17 protein-coding genes and 2 riboswitches are annotated in these 20,500 nt (G+C 36.5%); of the genes, 13 read left to right on the top strand and 4 right to left on the bottom strand.

Features of this window, described 5'->3' with window-relative positions; genetic code table 11:
- Positions 1 to 509: 509 nt before the first annotated feature.
- From QNH24_RS22825 to QNH24_RS22800, 6 genes are all read left to right on the top strand, one after another.
- Complete coding sequence (locus tag QNH24_RS22825) at positions 510 to 2,492, top strand: AraC family transcriptional regulator (RefSeq protein ID WP_283869681.1); 1,983 nt, start codon at positions 510 to 512, stop codon at positions 2,490 to 2,492.
- Positions 2,493 to 2,840: 348 nt separating this feature from the next.
- Positions 2,841 to 3,803 (top strand): tRNA dihydrouridine synthase, encoded by a 963-nt coding sequence (locus QNH24_RS22820; RefSeq protein ID WP_283869680.1) that lies wholly within the window; start codon positions 2,841 to 2,843, stop codon positions 3,801 to 3,803.
- 139 nt (positions 3,804 to 3,942) lie between these two features.
- Positions 3,943 to 4,029: riboswitch (cyclic di-GMP riboswitch) on the top strand.
- Between the two features lie 172 nt (positions 4,030 to 4,201).
- Positions 4,202 to 4,576 carry a hypothetical protein gene (locus QNH24_RS22815; RefSeq protein ID WP_283869679.1) on the top strand — a complete coding sequence of 125 codons (375 nt, stop codon included), beginning with the start codon at positions 4,202 to 4,204 and terminating at the stop codon, positions 4,574 to 4,576.
- 43 nt (positions 4,577 to 4,619) lie between these two features.
- Complete coding sequence (locus tag QNH24_RS22810) at positions 4,620 to 5,333, top strand: hypothetical protein (protein WP_283869678.1); 714 nt, start codon at positions 4,620 to 4,622, stop codon at positions 5,331 to 5,333.
- Positions 5,334 to 5,374: 41 nt separating this feature from the next.
- Positions 5,375 to 6,463, top strand: a complete 1,089-nt coding sequence (locus QNH24_RS22805; RefSeq protein ID WP_283869677.1) for a methyl-accepting chemotaxis protein — start codon at positions 5,375 to 5,377, stop codon at positions 6,461 to 6,463.
- Between the two features lie 186 nt (positions 6,464 to 6,649).
- A complete protein-coding gene (locus QNH24_RS22800) occupies positions 6,650 to 8,008 on the top strand; it encodes a serine protease (RefSeq protein WP_283869676.1) in 1,359 nt (452 codons plus the stop codon).
- Positions 8,009 to 8,219: 211 nt separating this feature from the next.
- Here the strand turns inward: QNH24_RS22800 and QNH24_RS22795 are convergent, their stop codons facing one another.
- Positions 8,220 to 8,417 (bottom strand): alpha/beta-type small acid-soluble spore protein, encoded by a 198-nt coding sequence (locus QNH24_RS22795; RefSeq protein WP_054772111.1) that lies wholly within the window; start codon positions 8,415 to 8,417, stop codon positions 8,220 to 8,222.
- 191 nt (positions 8,418 to 8,608) lie between these two features.
- Here QNH24_RS22795 and QNH24_RS22790 point away from each other — a divergent pair, with 191 nt between their 5' ends.
- The 6 genes from QNH24_RS22790 to QNH24_RS22765 all read left to right on the top strand — a co-directional run bounded on the left by QNH24_RS22790 (position 8,609) and on the right by QNH24_RS22765 (position 14,805).
- Complete coding sequence (locus QNH24_RS22790; protein WP_054772112.1) at positions 8,609 to 9,103, top strand: YehS family protein; 495 nt, start codon at positions 8,609 to 8,611, stop codon at positions 9,101 to 9,103.
- Positions 9,104 to 9,319: 216 nt separating this feature from the next.
- Positions 9,320 to 9,514 carry a hypothetical protein gene (locus tag QNH24_RS22785; protein WP_283869675.1) on the top strand — a complete coding sequence of 65 codons (195 nt, stop codon included), beginning with the start codon at positions 9,320 to 9,322 and terminating at the stop codon, positions 9,512 to 9,514.
- Positions 9,515 to 9,719: 205 nt separating this feature from the next.
- A riboswitch (cyclic di-GMP riboswitch) is annotated at positions 9,720 to 9,805 on the top strand.
- A 106-nt stretch (positions 9,806 to 9,911) separates the two neighbouring features.
- Complete coding sequence (locus tag QNH24_RS22780) at positions 9,912 to 11,663, top strand: methyl-accepting chemotaxis protein (RefSeq protein WP_283869674.1); 1,752 nt, start codon at positions 9,912 to 9,914, stop codon at positions 11,661 to 11,663.
- Positions 11,653 to 12,405, top strand: coding sequence for an SDR family NAD(P)-dependent oxidoreductase (locus tag QNH24_RS22775; protein ID WP_283869673.1), 753 nt, complete (start codon positions 11,653 to 11,655; stop codon positions 12,403 to 12,405). The genes QNH24_RS22780 and QNH24_RS22775 overlap by 11 nt, the downstream gene beginning before the upstream one ends.
- Positions 12,406 to 12,430: 25 nt before the next feature.
- Entirely contained in the window at positions 12,431 to 13,918 is a 1,488-nt protein-coding gene (locus QNH24_RS22770; protein WP_283869672.1) for a sodium:solute symporter family protein, read from the top strand.
- A gap of 200 nt (positions 13,919 to 14,118) precedes the next feature.
- Entirely contained in the window at positions 14,119 to 14,805 is a 687-nt protein-coding gene (locus QNH24_RS22765; RefSeq protein ID WP_283869671.1) for a hypothetical protein, read from the top strand.
- A gap of 220 nt (positions 14,806 to 15,025) precedes the next feature.
- Here the strand turns inward: QNH24_RS22765 and QNH24_RS22760 are convergent, their stop codons facing one another.
- The 3 genes from QNH24_RS22760 to QNH24_RS22750 form a co-directional block, all read right to left on the bottom strand.
- Positions 15,026 to 15,289 carry a hypothetical protein gene (locus QNH24_RS22760; protein ID WP_283869670.1) on the bottom strand — a complete coding sequence of 88 codons (264 nt, stop codon included), beginning with the start codon at positions 15,287 to 15,289 and terminating at the stop codon, positions 15,026 to 15,028.
- A gap of 51 nt (positions 15,290 to 15,340) precedes the next feature.
- The gene (locus QNH24_RS22755) at positions 15,341 to 17,035 is read right to left on the bottom strand and encodes a methyl-accepting chemotaxis protein (protein ID WP_283869669.1); all 1,695 of its coding nucleotides are present in this window, start codon (positions 17,033 to 17,035) and stop codon (positions 15,341 to 15,343) included.
- 269 nt (positions 17,036 to 17,304) lie between these two features.
- Complete coding sequence (locus QNH24_RS22750) at positions 17,305 to 18,306, bottom strand: M23 family metallopeptidase (RefSeq protein ID WP_283869668.1); 1,002 nt, start codon at positions 18,304 to 18,306, stop codon at positions 17,305 to 17,307.
- A gap of 241 nt (positions 18,307 to 18,547) precedes the next feature.
- Here QNH24_RS22750 and QNH24_RS22745 point away from each other — a divergent pair, with 241 nt between their 5' ends.
- On the top strand, positions 18,548 to 20,443 hold the full coding sequence (locus tag QNH24_RS22745; RefSeq protein ID WP_353051150.1) for a PrkA family serine protein kinase: 1,896 nt from the start codon (positions 18,548 to 18,550) through the stop codon (positions 20,441 to 20,443).
- Positions 20,444 to 20,500 lie beyond the last annotated feature (57 nt).

The raw sequence follows: 20,500 nt of genomic DNA, 5'->3' as shown, positions 1-20,500 counted from the left end.
TAAGAAGGTAAACCCTTCAGGGCTCAAATGTTGCTACATACACTCCGCTCATTGTGAAGCGGTTGCTTGGTTGGAGTTAGTATAATAAAAGAACTTGATTGTCTTTAGGCTCATCTAGTAATGCTTTATAAAAATTTTATTTTATTTTAAGGCATGCGTTGAAAATGAAGCACTCTAATAAAAGAAGCTGAAAAAAACTATTTAGCTAATGAAACAGGCTTATCCAAATGAAGAAGTAAGTCCGTTAGATATGCTCAAAACTATATTATAAAAAATGAAATCCAACAGCACACATGTAGAGTGCTGTGTTTAGCTTGTGAGGAAGTAGTATTTATGAACCGCATTTACCTGCTTGATAAAGCACGAACGTATTCAGCGCTCGTGCTTTTGTGTATTTTAGATCGCATGTACAGTAGAAGATAAGTAGGAAAGAAATTACTTTGAAGTTGATAATCATTATCATTTATATTACCATACAATTATGATATGGATTGAAGGAGTGAAGGTAGTTGTCGGAAGATATGGATTCAACTAACCACTTTACAAAAGAAATGATCGATATGGCTGTTCGGCTATGGACACGCTCATCCATTTCATTAATAGATGTTCGTTACAAGTTGCTTCATCCGGACAAGCCGATTCAAAGTTACAGGATGCCGACTAGTATGCTGGTGTATACCTGTGGTGGAACGGCTAACGTAAAACTGGATCACACATTATATCAATCGGAACGTTTTGGTATTTTTCATGGAGGGAAAGGAACTGAATTATCGATTCATCCTACAAGCAGAAGTCTAGAGACTTACATGGTGCTGTATAGAGCAGAAACTCCGCCTTTTTACAAAAGAGAAATTTATCGTTTGTTAGAACATATTAATCCGTTTATACAATCGTATGGATTTTCACCAGGGAATCCCATTTTTTTTATGGAGAAATTTTTGATTATGAAAGACCATTGGAATCGGGAATCCGTGTTGAATCAATTTTATTCAAAGATTGTACTGTATCAGATTGTCTATGAGATTTACAATGAGTTGGAAGAGGGAGATATTCTTTACTTCCAGCCTGATTATGTGGTTTTGGCCAAGCAATATCTAGAACGACATTATAGCGAACCTGTGTCCATTCAAAAACTTATTGAAATGCTACCGATTAGCAGGAGCCAGTTAGTTAGGCTTTTTAAAAAACGCGAGCATAAAAGTCTTCAGGAGTATTTGAATGAGATAAGGTTGGCTTCGGCCAAGTGGCATTTGCAATACACAAATGCTACTATTCAAGAAATTGCTGCTGGGTGTGGTTTTGTGGACGGATTAAATTTAATTCGAATGTTTAAAAAATATCATCATATGACGCCAAGTGAGTATCGGATAAAAATGATAACTGATAAGGACATTAATGATATTGATAACGATTATCAACCTCATTACACTGAGAGAGAACTAGATAAAATAGTCAAATCTAAGGGAAATGAGGAATTTTTGATGTTTGGAAAGACAAGAAACAAGGAAATAATATTGGCGGTTGCCATGAGCTTGATGTTGTTGCTATCGGCGTGTACATCGAATGCGCCTGTGAATAATGGAACAACGGCCAGACCAGCAGAGACGCAACAGACAATATCAAATGCTAAAGCTAAGGAGACGCCGCAAACGAGAATTGTGCACACCCTCAAAGGAGATGTGGAAGTACCTGTTAATCCGCAGCGGGTCGTAGTCCTATATTTGATGGGCGACCTGCTTGCTCTAGGAATAAAACCTGTTGGTATCTCCACGCTGGTGGGAGGAGGCGATGCGGCAATCGCTAGCGAATTGGATGGCATCACCACTTTGGGGGATGGGCAACCGAACCCAGAAGCGGTGCTTGCCCTTGAACCAGATCTCATTATTGTTACAACAGAAGAAATTTACAACAATCTTCATAAAATTGCCCCCACTCTTTATATACCATATGACTTACCTGTGGAAGAACGCATGGATATTCTGGGGAAAGCATTTGGTAAAGAAGAACAGACTAAAGTACTTTTGGACAACTTTTATAAGAAGGTGGAACTAAGCAAGCAGAAGCTGCAGCAGGCTGGTATCTTGGACAAAACAGTCACAATTATGGAAAGTAACAAAGGCTCTATGGCCGTAATGGTGGGGATGGGTTATGGACGGGGGTCACAGATTATTTATCAATATTTGGGAATGAAAGCACCTGAAATCGTGCAACAGGAAATAGAAACCTCCAAGAATGATGCGACGAGCATGGATGTCTCCTACGAAGTGTTGTCTCAGTATGCTGGTGATTATGTGTTCCGCTCTGCCTTTGAAGGAATGGAAGATTTATCAGACAACACGATTTGGAATAACATTCCGGCAGTGAAGGATGGTCGGCTTATCGATATGAGCTTTGGCTTGTTCTTCTACAATGATATCTTTTCGCTAGATAAGCAGCTTGACTTTGTCGTAGATAGCTTGCTGAGCACTAAGAAATCAAAGGAACTCCAATGAGCGAAATATCTGTAGGAAGTTAGTATAAGTATTTGAATGGGCTCTAAAATTGACTATGGAGAGTACTAAATTTATGCTGAACAAAGCTTAATCCAGTGATTCGAAGGTATTTAGATTGTGAAGCTGTGTCGTGGTTGGAGTTGGCGTAATAGAAAAGCAGTTGATATAGAAAAATCTATATCAACTGCTTATTTGCGATTTTCACAATAGTTTTTCACAAATTATAAATGTCCAAAAGTACTTGTGTTTGATAATAAGTTATTAAGCATGATATAAGTGTAAAAGAAGCTTTATATTTTTTGACCGAAAGTTTGAAGCAGTATTATAGTGAGAGGATTTGGATTTGAAATGATAGATAATTTTTGGCGTGATTTACCACGACCATTTTTCGTACTTGCACCAATGGAAGATGTGACAGATGTTGTTTTTCGTCACGTAGTAAGTGCAGCTGGTCGACCAGATGTATTTTTCACAGAGTTTACAAACTCGGATAGCTATTGTCATCCAGAAGGCATGAAAAGTGTGCGGGGCCGTTTGATTTTTACAGAAGATGAACAGCCGATGGTGGCTCATATTTGGGGGGATAATCCCGAATATTTCCGTCAAATGAGTATTGGCATGGCAGAGCTTGGATTTAAAGGCATTGATATTAATATGGGCTGTCCTGTACCGAATGTGGCTACCAGAGGGAAAGGCAGTGGCCTGATTTTACGTCCAGACGTTGCAGCAGAGCTTATTCAAGCAGCAAAAACGGGTGGGTTGCCTGTTAGTGTGAAAACACGACTTGGCTATAAGGATGTAGATGAGTGGGAAGAGTGGCTAATGCATATTTTAAAACAGGATATTGCCAATCTTTCTATTCATTTACGAACAAGAAAGGAAATGAGTCAAGTAGATGCGCATTGGGAGCTTATTCCGGAAATCAAAATGTTACGTGACCGTATTGCACCAAATACGCTACTTACCATCAATGGAGATATTCCTGATCGTCAAACAGGGCTGGAGCTTGCGAAGACATATGGGATTGATGGCGTTATGATTGGGCGAGGTATTTTTAAAAATCCCTTTGCTTTTGAAAAAGAGCCGAAAGAGCATAGCAGTAAAGAATATCTAGATCTTTTGAGATTGCAGCTCGATCTTCAAGATCAATATGCGGAAGTACTGCCACGTTCCATCACAGGGCTACATCGCTTTTTCAAAATCTATGTCAAAGGATTCCGTGGGGCTGGCGAATTAAGAAATCAATTGATGAACACGAAATCAACAGATGAAGTGCGTGCATTGCTTGATAGCTTTGAAAAAGAATACTGATGAATACTATAACATAAATTTAAAATGCTTCTAATTCCTGATGTTATTAGGAGTAAATTACTAAATGTCGACAAAAATTGACAAGTCATTTATAATGTAATTGTAATATATCAATGTGATGTTAGTATTATTTTTATAAAATAGAAAAAGGCAAACTTATCGAAAGGTAAGGACGCAAAGCTACGAGTCTAAAATCCCCTTGGATAATGATAGTCGGGTTGCCAAAATAATAAGCGTTTTTTTGGCTATCCTAATTATGTTCAAGGATAGTTTTTTTGTTGAAAAAATAAAAGAACAGACAACAATCAATCGTAATGATAGATGTAATTATATTGAAATGTTTATATTTATAGAATAATACTAACAATATCAAATAAAGAATAAAAAGGAGATTTGAGATGATAGTCGTTGATAAAGAAAAATATAAAATGGCGATTTATGAGGCAAAAAAAGAAGTTCACGTCCAAGTAATAGGGTTTATTAAAGCAGCTCTTGTAGAGCAATATTTAAAAGATTTGGAAGAAACAGTGGCTAGAGTACAGAAAAATACATATACATTAGTTTTTGATGCAACTTATCAATCACCCCTTCCTTCAAAGGTTTCAACAGAGCTAGGAGAAACACTAATGTTTTACGCATCACTAGGTTTTAAAGAACTATTTATTGTTAGCCCAGCCTCTAAAATAGGATATGTTCAAGTACGAAATGCTTTAGAGAGAGTTAACTTCCCAGGAACTGTGGTCGACAATGTTTCGCAATTACCAATTCGTTAACCTTTAATTAGCTATAGTCACATTTTGAAAAGAGGAATTTACGATGCAAACAATTCAAGAATTATATACATATGAAATCCTTACAAAGGACCAGCCAGATTTAATTGAAAAGGCAGCAGAATGTTTAGCAAAAACATTTATTGGAGTAGAAGTTGCCGGTAAATGGGTTCAAGAGCCGATTATCGGGTACGCCTTACAACTCCCGTACGAAGATTTCTATCAATTTACAAAGGAATATATTGAAGCAAATGTTCATCAAGGATATTGTGCTATTGCACTAGATAAAGAGCGAAAAGTCGTAGGCGCACTAGTTGGAGATACGAATGTCCTTGAAATTATGGAAGAGGATATTTTTGAAGGCACGTTTTCTAATATGAATATAGTCATGCATGTATTAGAGGATATTGATAAACGTTTCTTAGAAGATTATAAAAAACGTTATGGAAAAAATATGGAAGATGGCGAGGTGTTACATTTATTTTTATTAGGTGTAATTGCCGAGCATAATCGTCATGAGATTGTACAAGGCTTAGGAGATATATTAGTAAAAAGAGCAAGAAAAGAAGGCTTAAGATTAGTATTAGGTGAAGCGACAAATCCAAAGTCATTGCGTTTAATGGAGAAGTATCATGACCTGACAAAATATGTAGACATAGAAGGAAACTTTATTGTTCATAAATATGAAAGCAACGAACATCTAAGCAGTATTCCATCAACTGTAGCAGATGGAATTTACATCATTGTAAAAGAACTATAAAATTTCATCACTAATACGTTAGTAGAATAGGAGATATTTTCATGGAAGCCATTATGCTAGGGATTATTGTAGTTTTAATATGTACATCTTTGTATTTTGCTTACCGCTATTTTTCACTTAAACGTCATGCCCAGTTAAATAATGAAGGACAAAATGGACTAAACGAATTACCAGCAGGTCAAATAGGTGAACAATTTTATAAATTCGCAAATAAGATCAAGGAAAAAGGTGAAAATCTTTTTGAACATGGGGAATACGCAACTGAAAAGGCTGATACTGTAAGGGCCGCAATTGACGAAGTCGGTAAAGGATTAAAAAAGCAACTAGTCGCTACCGAAGAGAGCTCTACTTCTATCGAAGACATTACAGTAGCTATTGAAGAACTGTCTATAAGATCAAACCAAATTTCAGAACAATCGAATACGACGTTAGAATTAACGCAAGAGGGTAACGTTAAGTTAAAAGATTCACTGGTGAAAATGGAGCAATTTAATCAAACGATTAATACGACATTTGATGCAATCAATACACTTGGAGAAAAATCATACGAAATTGGAAACATTGTAAAAGTAATTACAGGAATTTCCGAGCAAATCAATCTATTAGCATTGAATGCAGCTATCGAAGCAGCACGTGCAGGTGAACATGGTAAAGGCTTTGCTGTAGTTGCTGATGAAGTTCGCAAATTAGCAGAACAATCGCGTCAGTCAGCTGATGAAGTTTCAAATATTGTCAAAAATATCCAAGATGAGACGAACAAAGTCGTAATATCGATGAAGCAAGGAACAGAAGAATTTGAACAAACAAATACGAAAATTCTTGAAATAGGAGAAATGTTTGAAAAAATTGTAGATACAACAAAAATTATTGCTGAAAATAATGCGAATTCATCAGCAAGTACAGAAGAATTATCTTCAAGCTCACTTCAAATTGTGGCAGCTATGAAGGATATTTCTTTTATTTCGCGAGAGTCAGTTGAAATGTTTGAAGAGTTAGTTGGAATTAGCGATGAAGAGTTAAATACAATGGAAAAACTAGTTCAAGAAGCAGAGCAACTTGTAAAATTAAAAAATGATGTAGAAAAGACCTTAAATCGTGGTGTTGAAACAGAAGAAGTTAGAGCTGTTTGAATGTTTTAAGCAACAAATGGAGATATGTCACTTCCACAAGAGAATAGGCCAAAGGGAAGTTAAGCAAGAACGAATTCTGGGAGGAATTCGTTCTTTTTCATGTAAATGAATAAAGGATTTAGAGGAATATAAACGAATTGTATATAAGTGCTAAATAAATATACGTACTGTAGGAGATGGAAGGATATGATTGTGACAACCAGACCTTTAAAAATTAAATATAAAAAACCAGGCAATCCTCTTCAGGAGTTTATGGAAAACATTCAATACAAAAGCTCCCTTACAAAAGAAGTTGTCTTTCTTCGATATATCGGTATACCTGAATCTGTCGATCTTTATAGAGAAGATATTTTAAAAATGGATGAGTATTTTTATGCTAAAAAGGAAAGTGTGCTTTATTTACGATTACATAAGCTTGAGGTCATCACCAATAAAAAAGATGTAGATAGATTTTCAGAGCTTTGGGGGAATTGGCAAGTCGTGGTTAATAACCCTGCGTTACTTTACGAGACACCTTTATGTGGTAAATTACAGAAAGCTCATCTTGAATGGACAAAAAAAATTAGCTTTAAAGAAATCATCCAAATGTATAAAGAAAATCAGCCAAACGCCAATGAAACTTTATTAAAAAATTTTGCAGTAAAATTTTTATACTGGATGGATTATTATTTGCCTCAAATTTTTTCTGAAGATAACCAAACAGTGCAGAAAATTGTTTTTGTTGGTAGCATTACACAGCATGAATTATTATTCTTATATTTCTTATCTACACTTGGTTGTGATATCTGTTATATGAATCCTAAAGAAGACATTCCAAATTTGCTTCCAATCATTGCAGCATCATCTACTGTATATAAGTGTCGCGGTTTCTACGAAAAGGAAGTGGTAATACCAAAGCCTCAAACTAGAAAGAGTACACTATCTCAACAAGCAATAAGTCTTCCAGTTCAGAATAAAACGACGGAAGAATGTAGCTATGAGCAATTAGCCTCTTTAGCCACATCTGTTGTAATGATTAAAACGTTTGGAGCGGATCATGAGGTGTTGTGCTTTGGTTCTGGTGTCGTTCTTCATCAAGATGGGTATATTTTAACAAACCTGCATGTTGTGAGTGGTGGTGAATATTATTCTGTACTATATGAAAACGATACGAACGAATATATAACTCATCAGTTTGTAAAATATCATGATATGCATGATTTAGCCATTCTGAAGGTAGATAGAGTAAGCAAGCCTTTACCTGTTAAAGTTGAAGGTCCATTAGTTCGAGGACAGAAAATAGTTGCTATTGGCAGTCCTCTAGGATTATTTAATTCCGTTTCTGATGGTATTGTTTCTGGGTTTCGGGATATTCGAGATATGTCTATGATTCAATTTACGGCGGCCATTTCAAACGGAAGTTCAGGTGGTGCTTTATTGGATATGCAAGGAAGATTGGTAGGGTTGATTACAGCAGGCTTTAATGATGGTCAGAATCTTAACTTAGCTGTACCTGCTCATTTAATCTATCAATTTGCTCAAAATTTTATTGAATTACCGAGTTAACGATCAATCTATTATTTCATAAAACCCTGTAATAGATGTTACCCTTATCATAAAAAGGAGAGTCAATTATGTACAAACTTATGCCTATTGAGAGCGATAATGAATTAAGTGAACTTATTCAAGAAAACTTGGAGTGATGAAAAAATTAATTATTAATAAAATATGAAAGAACGAATTCCAAACAAAAGGGATTCGTTCTTTTTTATTGTTATTATAATAAACCTTTTGAACGTTTTTCAGCCATTTCCACGAGGCGTTTTGTTATTTCTCCTCCGACTGAGCCGTTTGCGCGAGAAGAGGCTTCAGGCCCTAACTGTACATTAAATTCTTGTGCGATTTCATACTTTAATTGATCAACAGCTTCTTGTACACCAGGTACTTGAAGTTTATTGGAACTACGAATAGCCATTTTGCTCACCTCCTTGTGATTAGAATGGTCGAGAGTGAGCGATTCATACATTTAACTTAGGAAAATGCATATTCTAATTACTATAGTAAAGTAACTTTGTGGAAAGATAGCTAAAAATGTGAATGTCTCTGCTATAATAAAGTGAAACTTAATTAAATTTTAGTTTTTTCTAAGTAAATGGAGGTTATTAAATGACGAATAATGATATTTTAATTCGTTTAAGATATGCATTAGATATCAAAAATACAGATATGGTTAAAATTTTTAAGCTAGGTGGCATGGACTTTACAAAAGATGAAGTTTTGAACATGCTTATTAAAGTTAATGATGAGGAAGAAGCACCAGAAGAATACATCAAATGTAATAATAAAATGCTTGAAGCTTTCTTGAATGGGCTCATCACATTCAAGCGAGGGCCACAGCCATCTAAGCCTGGACAAGCTGAGGGAGCACAACTGATTTCAGGAAAAGAAAGTCCTAATAATATGCTATTAAAGAAAGTAAAAATTGCTTTAGCATTAACAAGTGAGGATATGTTGGATATTTTATATGATGGCGGTGTTAATGTTTCGAAAGGTGAATTAGGTGCCATTTTAAGAAATCCAAGTCATCGCAACTATAAGGAATGTGGCGATCGATTCGTGAGAAACTTTTTAAGAGGACTAACAAATAAATATAGAGAATAAATGGATATTTTAAAACAGCAGCTACAGTTTTGTAGCTGCTGTTTTAATAGGTAATCTTACATAAATAGCTCTAAAAGGTTGTAAATATACTGTTAAAATCACAATTTTCTTTTCAAGATTTAGTTGACAAAATGTGACGGAATTGTGTACACTTTAGATGACACAAAGTTGTCACAAACGGGGAAAATAAATGTTTACGAACAGAGGGGTGCTTTTATGGTTTATTTTGACATCTTATTAGTTGCTATTGCATGTGTTAGTACGCCACTCATTGTTGCAATTATATTAGACATCTTTTATGCAGAGAAAAAACAGGTTCGTTTTTCATTACGTCGTACATCAGTATGGTATTTATGTATGTTTGTTTTATCTTTTATACCAACAATCTTACTTATGACACACAACGTATAGTGATTTTAATAGGAATAAACACTTAGGGGTAAGTGAATATAAAAACATAAGAGTAGCTACGATTTTTGTAGCTACTCTTTTTATGTGTTCGTGTGTCATTAGAATCATTCCGCTGATTGTTAATTGATGGTAAATAAGTATTAAGAAATGCGTATTTTAAAATGGTTCCATTGACTACTTTTACCCATTGTGTTAATTTGAGGAGGAAAAAGATAGGCAAATCTACTGAAAAGTAGAGACGCAAAGCCACAGGTCTAAGGCAATGAATGCTATGATGGCTGGGTTGCAGAAGATTGCTAGTTACGTACATATAATGCTAGTTATATTCTTTGTGCCTATTTCTTTTTGTGAAATAGGTTATTTTTTTATAAAAAATTTGAATAAGGGGGAAGTAATAATGAAGTTCTTAAAGAATGCTTCATTAAAAAACAAACTTTTACTAACAGTGAGCATTATTGTTTTACTTCTAATAATTGTGATTACTACACAAAGTATTAGAGAATTAAACAATCGAATGACTGTAGATTTAGAGCAAGAGTTAAAAAGTGTTGGGTTATTAACAGCCATGAATCTTGATAGTGATGAGATTAAAGCTTTATTGACCGAAAAAGGGGAAACCAACGCTAAATTTACAAAAATTCAAAAGCAGCTCGATAAGATCCAAGAGGAACAAGGAATTATGAGCTGGAGCTACATATGGGATGTCAAGGATGAGGGTGGCGTCAACCCAATAGGTTATACGACCAATTTAAATGATGTGTATGAAGCAGGTGAAATTTTTACGGATTTAGCAGATGAGCATGTAGAGACAGCTAAATTGGCTATTAAAAATAACAGTACGGAGGTAACTGATATTTTCCAAGATCCTTTTGGTTCATGGAGAACAGTTTTTAGTCCTATTAAGGATGATAACGGCCAACTAATAGCATTATTAGGTATTGATTATTCTGCGGATTACATTAACACCATTATTAAAAAAAGTGTCACTAAACAGATTGTGATTGCTGTTATTGGTATTGTTATTTTATTAATTTTAGTTTACATAATTATTGATCGTTTATTAAAGCCATTAAAGAAAGTAGTAAATGTAGCCAATCAGGTCGCAAATGGTGAATTGATGAATGTTGATTTAGAAATTACGAAGGATGAAATTGGAAATTTATCTGAATCTATACATAAGATGGTGTCCAATTTGCAACATATCATATTAAACATAAGAAATACATCAAACAATGTATCTTCTGCAGCTAATCAGCTTACTGTGCATGCAGGGGAGACATATAACAGTTCTACAAATATTGCTCAGGATATGAGACAAATTACACAAAATGCTGAGGCTTCTATGGTGATGACAGAAGAAACAGCAGCTGCAATGGAAGAAACAGCGACAGGCATTCAGCAAATTGCAGACTCTGCTAATACGGCAGCTGAATCTTCTATTGCTGCATCTCAAGCTTCCGAACGTGGGAATCAAGTTGTTCAGCAAGTAATTACACAGATGGAGCTAATTAATGGCTCTGTGGAACAAATCGGCACAACCATCAATGGATTACATTCCAATACGAAAAAAATTAGCGATATTGTAAGCCTTATTACAGCCATCGCAGATCAAACAAATTTATTAGCATTGAATGCCGCTATTGAGGCAGCAAGAGCTGGAGAGCACGGAAAGGGCTTTGCGGTGGTGGCTGATGAGGTAAGACGTTTAGCTGAGCAATCATCACAATCTGCTACTGAAATTTACAATTTGATTAGTACAATTCAAGCTGATTCAAACGCTTCTATTACGGTTATGGAGAAGGGTAAAGAGGATGTAAAGGCTGGTATGGAATTTACCAATGAGGTAGGAGAAATCTTTAAGGAAATTCTCACTTCGTCTGAGGAGGTTGCAAGCCAAATTCGTGAAATTTCGGCTGCATCTCAGCAAATATCTGCTTCATCTGAGGAAGTCGCTGCATCTGTAAATAACATTAAACAATCAGCAGAGCAGTCTTCGGAATTCTCATCAAATGTTTCAACAGCAACACAAGATCAATTGACAGCAATGCAGGAAGTAAAAGAGGCATCTTCTTCATTAGGAAAAACAGCAGAAGAATTGCAGGCACTCGTTTCAAAATTCAAATTGGAGAATGATCATTATGGAAATTAATTTTAAAGGAAAAAATGTTCTTGTAACTGGTTCAAGTAAAGGCATCGGCAAAGCTATCGCATTAGGCTTTGCGGAACACGGTGCTAATCTCTTAATAAACTATATTGGGGATGACAAGGAAGCAGAAGAGGTTCGTGCACAAGCAGAAAAGTTTGGCGTTCAGGCAATTAAATTCAATGCAGATGTATCGAATTCTCAGCAAGTGCAAGACATGTATCAATATATGGATACACATTTAGGCGCAATTGATATTCTTGTCAATAACGCCGGATTTGCTCAGGCTTCAAGCATTACAGATTTGACTGACGAGCAATGGGATAAAATGATTAAGGTACATTTATATGGCTGCTTCTATAATTGTCGTGAAGCAGCAAAAAGAATGAAGGAACAAAACAGTGGAAAAATTATTAATATCTCTTCTGATATTGGTAGTCTAGGTTGTGAAGAGTTTACGCATTATTCGGCTGCTAAAGGTGGAATTAACGCTTTTACAAAAGCTTTAGCAAGAGAATTAGCCCCTTCTATTTTAGTCAATGCAGTAGCTCCTAGTGGCACATTTACTGATATCCTTAAGGAATTTGGTGACAACTATGTAGAGGAGGAGTCCGCTAAATATCCTTTAAAACGATTAGCACAACCTGAGGAAATTGCAAAGAGTGTATTATTTTTAGCCTCAGAAAATGCCAATTTCTATACAGGACAGCTTTTAACGCCTAATGGTGGGGTTGTTATGAATGGATAAAGCGAAAAACTAAGGAGCCATACTTATGTTAAATATAATCATCTTTAGCTTATACTTAATTTTTATTTATTATATTGGCTATAAAGGCTATAAGCGTGTAAATACTGCCGAGGATTTAATTGTTGCTGGATGGAGCATGCCACTATCTGTCGTAACAGGAAGCTTAGTTGCCGCCTTATTAGCCGCACCCTTCTTTTTTGCTGCTGTTGGTTCAGGCTATACAAGTGGAGGGTTTGAAGGTTCAGCAACAATGGGCGGCTTAGGTACCTGTATGATTCTTGGGGCACTTATCTGGACAAAGCCACTACGAAGATTGAAGGGTTGGACATTAGCAGATTACTATGGATTACGATATGGAAGTAAGAAGCTAGGTGCATATACAGGAGTCGTGATGGCAATAGCCTTTGGGGTCTTTAATGCAGCTGCGCTAACTGTGGGTGGAACATATATTATTCAGCAACTTTTACAAATTGATTTTGTACCTGCCGCATTACTATTTGTATCACTAACGGCTCTTTATTCAGTGATTGGTGGGCTGTGGGCAGTAGCCTATACGGAAATTGTACAGGGTGCTCTTGCAGTAGCAGGAATCTTAGGAATAACGATTTTCATTTTGTTCTATTATCCAGATGTTACATTCAATCCTGAATGGTGGAATATCAGTACATTATTCGAAAAGGCTGGGGCAGAGTTTTGGACCCTTTATCTTGTACTAGCACTTGGCGACATTCCAGCAGTGGATTTAGGACAAAGGGTAGCTGCTGCCAAAAGCCCGAAAGTAGCACAGCGTAGTATGATTATTGCAGGATCAATTATTATTGCAATTAGTTGGATTCCAGGAATGTTAGGAGAGGCATTCAAGACCATTTATCCTGATAGTTCAAATCCAGAAACATTAATGCTTACATTTGCACAAGGGTATTTCCCTCCATTATTAGCGGCAATTTTCCTAACGGCAATGGCTGCTATGGGGATGTCAACGGTAGCTGCATGCTATGTTGCCACTTCAGGAATTGTGACAAAAAATATTTATTTAGATTTTATTAACCGTAATCCTGATCCTAAAAAGCTATTAAGATTTTCCCGTGCTATTATTCTTGCAAGTGCTTTACTAGGCTTAGTGCTCGCATTGAGCTTCCAAAAAGTAATTGATTTAGCGTATTTAGCGTGGGACATTATATTCGTAACAATTTTCTGGCCAATTGTTTTAGGACCATTCTGGAAACGAGTAAGTACGCCAGCAGTTTGGGCAAGTATTTCAGTAGGGCTGGTATACTATATCGTTACATCATTGACACATGTCCCCAGCCTCAATATCCAATCTGAAGGTTTCTTAGGCTTATTGAATGAGTTATGGCAGGCTCCTGTTTTCTCAGGTGTTGTGATTACAGGCATCACCATTGTTGTAGTGAGTTTACTTATTCCTCCTACACAGCATGTACTTGAAATGCACAGGATAGAACAAGATAAGAGCCTAGATGATGTCGGAAGCAAGGAAGAGTTAATGGAGTAATTTTAAAAATTTTAGGCAACTTTATAAGAAGATGATGTCTGTATTGTGCAGCCATCATCTTTTTTAGGTTCGCTATTTTTATTACTTCTATCTTAAAATACCCTTGATATTTAAGAATGAAAAGGTCATGAGTAGAATAGAATTTCTACTATATATGGTTGTAATTGTTCTATCATTTTCTTCTTGAGGGTGGGATATAGGTGAAAACCTTTTTTGTCTTTTTTCTAGGAATTATCTATTTATTACTAGCAAATGCAGTTGAATCAATTCTATTTAATAGGCTGTATTTTCTTATAGGCATAGTTCTAATAATTGTCGGAAGTATACATTACTTGAAAGAGCGTAATAGTTATTTAAGATGGTTAGAAGATTTGAGAGAGGCAAGTGAACGAGAGCTGCTGGCAATTCCCCATACACAGTGTATCCTTTCAGAGGATAGCTTAAGTGCTTTATTGTTAGACGAACCAACGAATACACTTTATTTCGCAAGTAGGGAAGATTTAGAGGAGGAATTGATAAAAAAGGTCATCCATTTTGATAAAATATATGAAGTAGCAATAGTGGAGGATGAAATATTTATTGCAAGAACAAGTAATCATTTAATAAGCGGTTCTTTATTAGAGGGTGAACAGGATGTTGAAGTAGAGGAGATTGATGAAGATGATCCTGCGTATAATACAGTCTCTCAATTAGTTTTGAAAATTGTAGCTGATAATTTATCAGACCCTATTTTAGAGTATGTTTTTTTAGATGAAGAGGAGCCCATTTCTAGGGAGGAGGACGAGTACCTAGAGTCCTTAGAGTTATGTGAAAAATGGTATCAGAAGATAAGTGTGATTATCAAGCGTTATGAACTTGAAAGAGTGCCCATTCGCCATTGGCAATAAAATTTAGAAGCTATCTCGATTCATTAACATAAATCGGGATAGCTTTTTCTCATAAAAGTTTGATTTAGCAACAAGTAATTGAGGGGCAAAGGAATTGCTCGGTGAGTTTGAAAAATTGCTCAGGCACCCCCGCAAACTGCTCGGGTAGGGTAAAAACTTGCTCAGGTTTTCCTGGGAATTGCTCAGGTATGGCAAGAACATGCTCAGGTGTACCCCAAAACTACTCGGGTATGGCAAGAACATGCTCAGGTGTACCCCAAAACTGCTCGGGTATGGCAAGAACATGCTCAGGTGTTCCCGGGAAATGCTCGGGTATGGTAAGAACTTGCTCAGGTGTTCCCGGGAAATGCTCGGGTATGGTAAGAACTTGCTCAGTTGTACCCCAAAACTGCTCGGGCATGGCAAGAACATGCTCAGGTATACCCCAAAACTGCTCGGGTATGGCAAGAATTTGCTCAGGTATACCCCAAAACTGCTTGGGCATCGCAAGAAACAGCTAAGCAGTCCAAAACAGCTATCGAGAAGCGCTGAATTTTTAGATTTTAAATTGTTGCAACTGACTGTTTAGCTCTTCGGACAAACCGGCGAGCTGGCTTGCGCTTCTTGAAATTTCATCCATAGTACTTGCGGTTTCCTCTATTGTTGCTGTTGTTTGCTCCACACCTGCTGCAGATTCTTGGGAAATCGAGGCCATTTCATCGACAGAGGTATTGACGGACTCAGAGTTTTGAGCTAGCTTATTTAAATTTTCCGATATGGCGTTAATATTGAGAATCATATCCTCAACAGCACCTGATATCTGTTCAAAGGTTTCATTTGTCTGATTTAATTGGGCTGAACCCTTTTTTACTTCCTCATAGCCTGATTGGAGTGTCGTTGTTACATTGCCAGTCTCCCCTTGGATGCGGTTAACGATTGTTGAAATATCTGTCACAGAGAATTGGACTTGTTCAGCCAGCTTACGCACCTCGTCGGCTACTACTGCGAAGCCCTTTCCATGTTCTCCTGCGCGAGCTGCTTCAATGGCGGCATTTAAAGCAAGTAAGTTTGTTTGGTTTGAGATATCATCAATAACCGACACTAGCTTGGAAATTTCCGCCGATTGCTCGTTTAAACTTTCGACTTTTCTTACTGAATTTAAAACAATTTCATTTATCGCGTTCATTTGATGTGTAGATTGGATCATTAAATTTTTACCTGTCGAAGTTAAGCTTTGAACATGACCTGAATGTTTGTTCAATTCAATACCCTCTTTTGTCGTATCATGAATACTGTGTTGGAATGAAGTCATTGTTTCCGCTAAATCACTTGCAGTAGATGCCTGTGTTTCAGTACCAGAGGCAAGCTCCTGCATTGTTACGGTTATTTGCTCTGTTCCCGTTTGGACCTCATTGGCAGATTGAGCAAGCTCTTCGCTACTTGCTGCTACAGTTTCTGAAACAGTATGAATCGAGCTAATTGTTTGCTTTAATTTTTGATTCATTTCATTTGCGGCCAGCATTAATTGACCTATTTCATCCCGTTGATCTATAAATAGCGGCTCATGGCGAAGATTACCATTTGCTAATTCTCCCATACGTTCTGAAACAATCGTAATGGGCTTTGAAATTTTACTTGCAGTTATAATGGCAATAACAATGCCAGCAATCGTCAAGATAATACTAGCTATTGTGCCAATTGTTTTATTACTGGAGCTTGTAGAGACAACTTCATTCCCTACGTTTGTAATAGATTCAGAACGATTATTGGCTAATTCCTCATAACCGATGCGAACTTCCGTTACAAGATCATTAATAGCTGTTAAATTTTGTAACGCTAATTCTTTGTCACCTCTTTTATAGACATCAAATACTTGAGTATTTACACGATTACTCCATTCCCGTGCCATTGCTACTAGTTTTTCACGCTCCGGTGTATTTTCAAATTTTTCTACAATACTATTGCTTTCCTCTGCAATTTGCCGGTATTGATTGAACGTCTCTATGTATTTTTCATCGCCTGATAAAACATAGCTTAAAGCCGATGATAATCGAACACTCATAGACATAGCTAAATTTTTACTGGCTGTCATCACAATTAAATCTTCGTTTACTAGGCCCTTTGCCTGCTTCTCCATCCGAATATTAGAAAGGTAAGTATAGGTTATGAAGCAAAAAACAAAAACCAACAATAGAAGAAATGCACCTAAAATCCTTGCTTTAAGTGTTTTAAACTGAAATATCCCTTTCATCTTTCCCATCCTTTTTCGTGTTTAATAATCCGCATAGATGCAAATTGTTATATTACAAATATTATTTTATAACTAAATCAGTGTATAAATAAGTCCTTTTAGTGGGAAAATTTAAAATAGTTTTTTAGTACAATAATAAATGGCGAAAAATATCGTTAGTAGTGAAATGTATATACCTCCCAAATATTCCTAAAAAAATTCGCTGCTTGTTAAGTATTTCTACCTAAATAAAAAAAGCACTTGCTGCAAAAACATCAAGTGCTACTCAATTATTGTTTTGCCTTTGCCTTTTTGGCTAGTCGTTCCCATTGTAATAATGAAGGATATGGATCGAATGCCCATTCTGTGCGTCCATTGAATTTATAGATACCATAATGCAGATGAGGTGGAAATTTACCCGATGTACCTTCCTTGCCATAGCCAGAGCTTCCTACATAACCAAGAACAGTGCCAGGCTCGACAATGTCACCTACTTCAATATCCTTATGATAGCTACCAAGATGGGCATAATAGTGATATGAATTATGATTATCGCGAATGCCTATTCGCCAACCACCAAATTGGTTCCAACCTTTTATTTCCACTACGCCATATGAAGTAGAAACTATAGGAGTTCCATAATTAGCGAAAATATCTGTTCCTTCATGGATGCGTCGTCCACCCCAGCCTCTGTTATCTCCCCAAGTACCTCGATAACTGTAATCGTAATTTGTAGGGATTGGAAAGGTATGAGCATCAAGTTCGGTTGTTTTAAAATGTCTATACATAGTGGAGATGGTGAAGATTTGATTAACAGCTTCCTCATTTCCATAATAATTCCATAAAGCTAATTTAAAATCCTCATCAGTTGTTCCAAATTTGCTTAAAAAATTCGCCATGGAAAATATGACATCAGCATCGTCTGCTGGACTGGCAACACCATCACCATTACCATCGAGACCCATTCCTCCGAAATAGCTTATCGTTTCGGGAGAGGTATCCTCTTTTATAGGATTTAAAGCGCCTGACCAATATTCATCGGAAAATTGAATGGCAATAATACCATCTCTTTTTGGTATATCCTTACGAACGGATTGCAGATTACGCTCATATTGGTCAATGGCTGCTAAAAAATGCCAAGGAATGAGTAATTCATCAAATTGGACAAAATAGGTCATACGTTGCTGTATAATTTCTTCTTCTGAGGGTTTATCATTTGCCAAAGCAATGGCGGGGCTAGTATAACTCCATAATAATATGCATGATAAAAGAAAAATAAAATGGCGATTCAATAATGGACCTCCTTTCTAACGTTAGAATAACCGAATTTTTTTTCTTCATTCAGTACTTTTTGTGGGAAAAGAAGTGGATTGCTGTAGTACGTTACTAAAATAAATTAATATCGTACAGCCAATATTTTCATCGGTAAATAGAACAATAAGAAGAAACTTTGGCAAAGAAAAAGTATTGGGTATCATAATGTCATTTACTTCATACTATGTTATAAATCAAGCCCTGAATGGAGGGAAGGCTATCAACATTTTAGATAAAGTGAAAAGCTATCGCGAAGAAGAAAATCGGCTGAAGTGGGAAGGTACATTTGCAGATTATTTAAGCATCATTAAGGAAAGACCTGAAGTTGCACAAACAGCCCATTCACGCGTCTACAATATGATAAAAAGTGCTGGTGTAGAGGAACGCGATGGGCAAAAAATGTACAAATTTTTTGGGCAAGAAATTTTTGGGCTTGAGACAGCAATTGAAAGACTGGTGGAAGAATATTTCCATCCAGCAGCGCGAAGATTAGATGTGAGGAAGCGTATTTTGTTATTAATGGGACCCGTAAGTGGAGGAAAATCAACAATCGTGACCTTGTTAAAACGCGGGCTTGAGCAATTTTCGCGAACAGAAGAAGGCGCAGTTTACGCAATTAAGGGATGTCCAATGCATGAGGATCCACTACATTTGATTCCTCATCATTTGCGTAATGAATTTTTTGAGGAGTATGGCATAAGAATTGAAGGAAGCTTATCACCTTTAAATACGATGCGTCTAGAAAAGGAATACGATGGGCGTATTGAAAATGTGATGATTGAACGTATAACTTTTTCAGAAGACAAACGTGTAGGCATTGGTACATTTACACCATCAGATCCTAAATCACAGGATATTGCAGATTTAACAGGTAGTATTGATTTCTCCACAATTGGAGAGTTTGGTTCAGAATCGGACCCTCGAGCTTACCGCTTTGACGGGGAACTAAATAAGGCAAATAGAGGTATGATGGAATTTCAGGAAATGTTAAAGCTTGATGAGAAATTCTTATGGAATTTATTATCTTTAACCCAGGAAGGGAATTTCAAAGCAGGTCGATTTGCATTAATTAGTGCTGATGAATTAATCGTAGCGCATACAAATGAAACGGAATATCGTTCATTTATTTCCAATAAAAAAAATGAGGCACTACATTCACGTATTATTGTTATGCCAATTCCGTATAACTTGAAAGTTAGCCAGGAAGAGCATATTTATGAAAAGATGATAAAAGAAAGTGATATGTCCCATGTGCATATTGCGCCACATGCATTAAAGGCCGCAGCAATCTTTTCGGTTCTCACAAGACTAGAAATACCGAAAAAGCAAGGTGTGGATCTTATAAAAAAAATGCGCCTGTACGACGGAGAAAATGTGGAGGGATTTAATTCCGTTGACTTGGAGGAGCTTAAAAAAGAGTTCCCAAATGAAGGCATGAACGGTATTGATCCACGCTATATCATTAATCGTATTTCTTCGGCTATTATTCGCAAAGAGATACCATCTATTAATGCATTAGATGTCTTACGGGCACTAAAAGATGGATTGGATCAACATGCTTCCATTTCACAAGAGGATCGCGAAAAATATATGAATTACATTGCGGTTGCTCGTCGTGAGTACGATGAAATTGCTAAAAATGAAGTACAAAAGGCCTTTGTCTATTCGTATGAGGAATCGGCAAAAACATTGATGAACAACTATCTTGATAATGTAGAGGCGTTTTGTAATAAAAATAAAATTTTAGACCCTTTGACTGGGGAGGAAATGAATCCTGACGAAAAATTAATGCGCTCAATTGAAGAGCAAATTGGCATTTCAGAAAATGCAAAAAAAGCATTCCGTGAGGAAATATTAATTCGGATTTCTGCTTATGCTCGAAAGGGTAAGCGTTTTGATTACAATTCTCATGAAAGATTACGAGAGGCGATTCAGAAAAAATTATTTGCAGACTTAAAGGATGTCGTGAAAATTACAACATCTTCAAAAATGCCGGATGAATCACAGCTTAAGAAAATTAATGAGGTTGTTGCAAGATTAGTCGATGAGCATGGCTATAATACAGCATCTGCTAATGAATTGCTGCAATATGTAGGTAGTCTGTTAAATCGATAAACAAGTTTGATAGGAGTAATAGGAGTGTCCCAATTTAAGGGCCACTCCTTTTATCTT

This window comes from Lysinibacillus pakistanensis, assembly GCF_030123245.1.
GTDB lineage: Bacteria > Bacillota > Bacilli > Bacillales_A > Planococcaceae > Lysinibacillus > Lysinibacillus pakistanensis.
The sequence above is the reverse complement of the archived record's forward strand: the minus strand, read 5'-3'. Positions and strand labels throughout refer to the sequence as shown.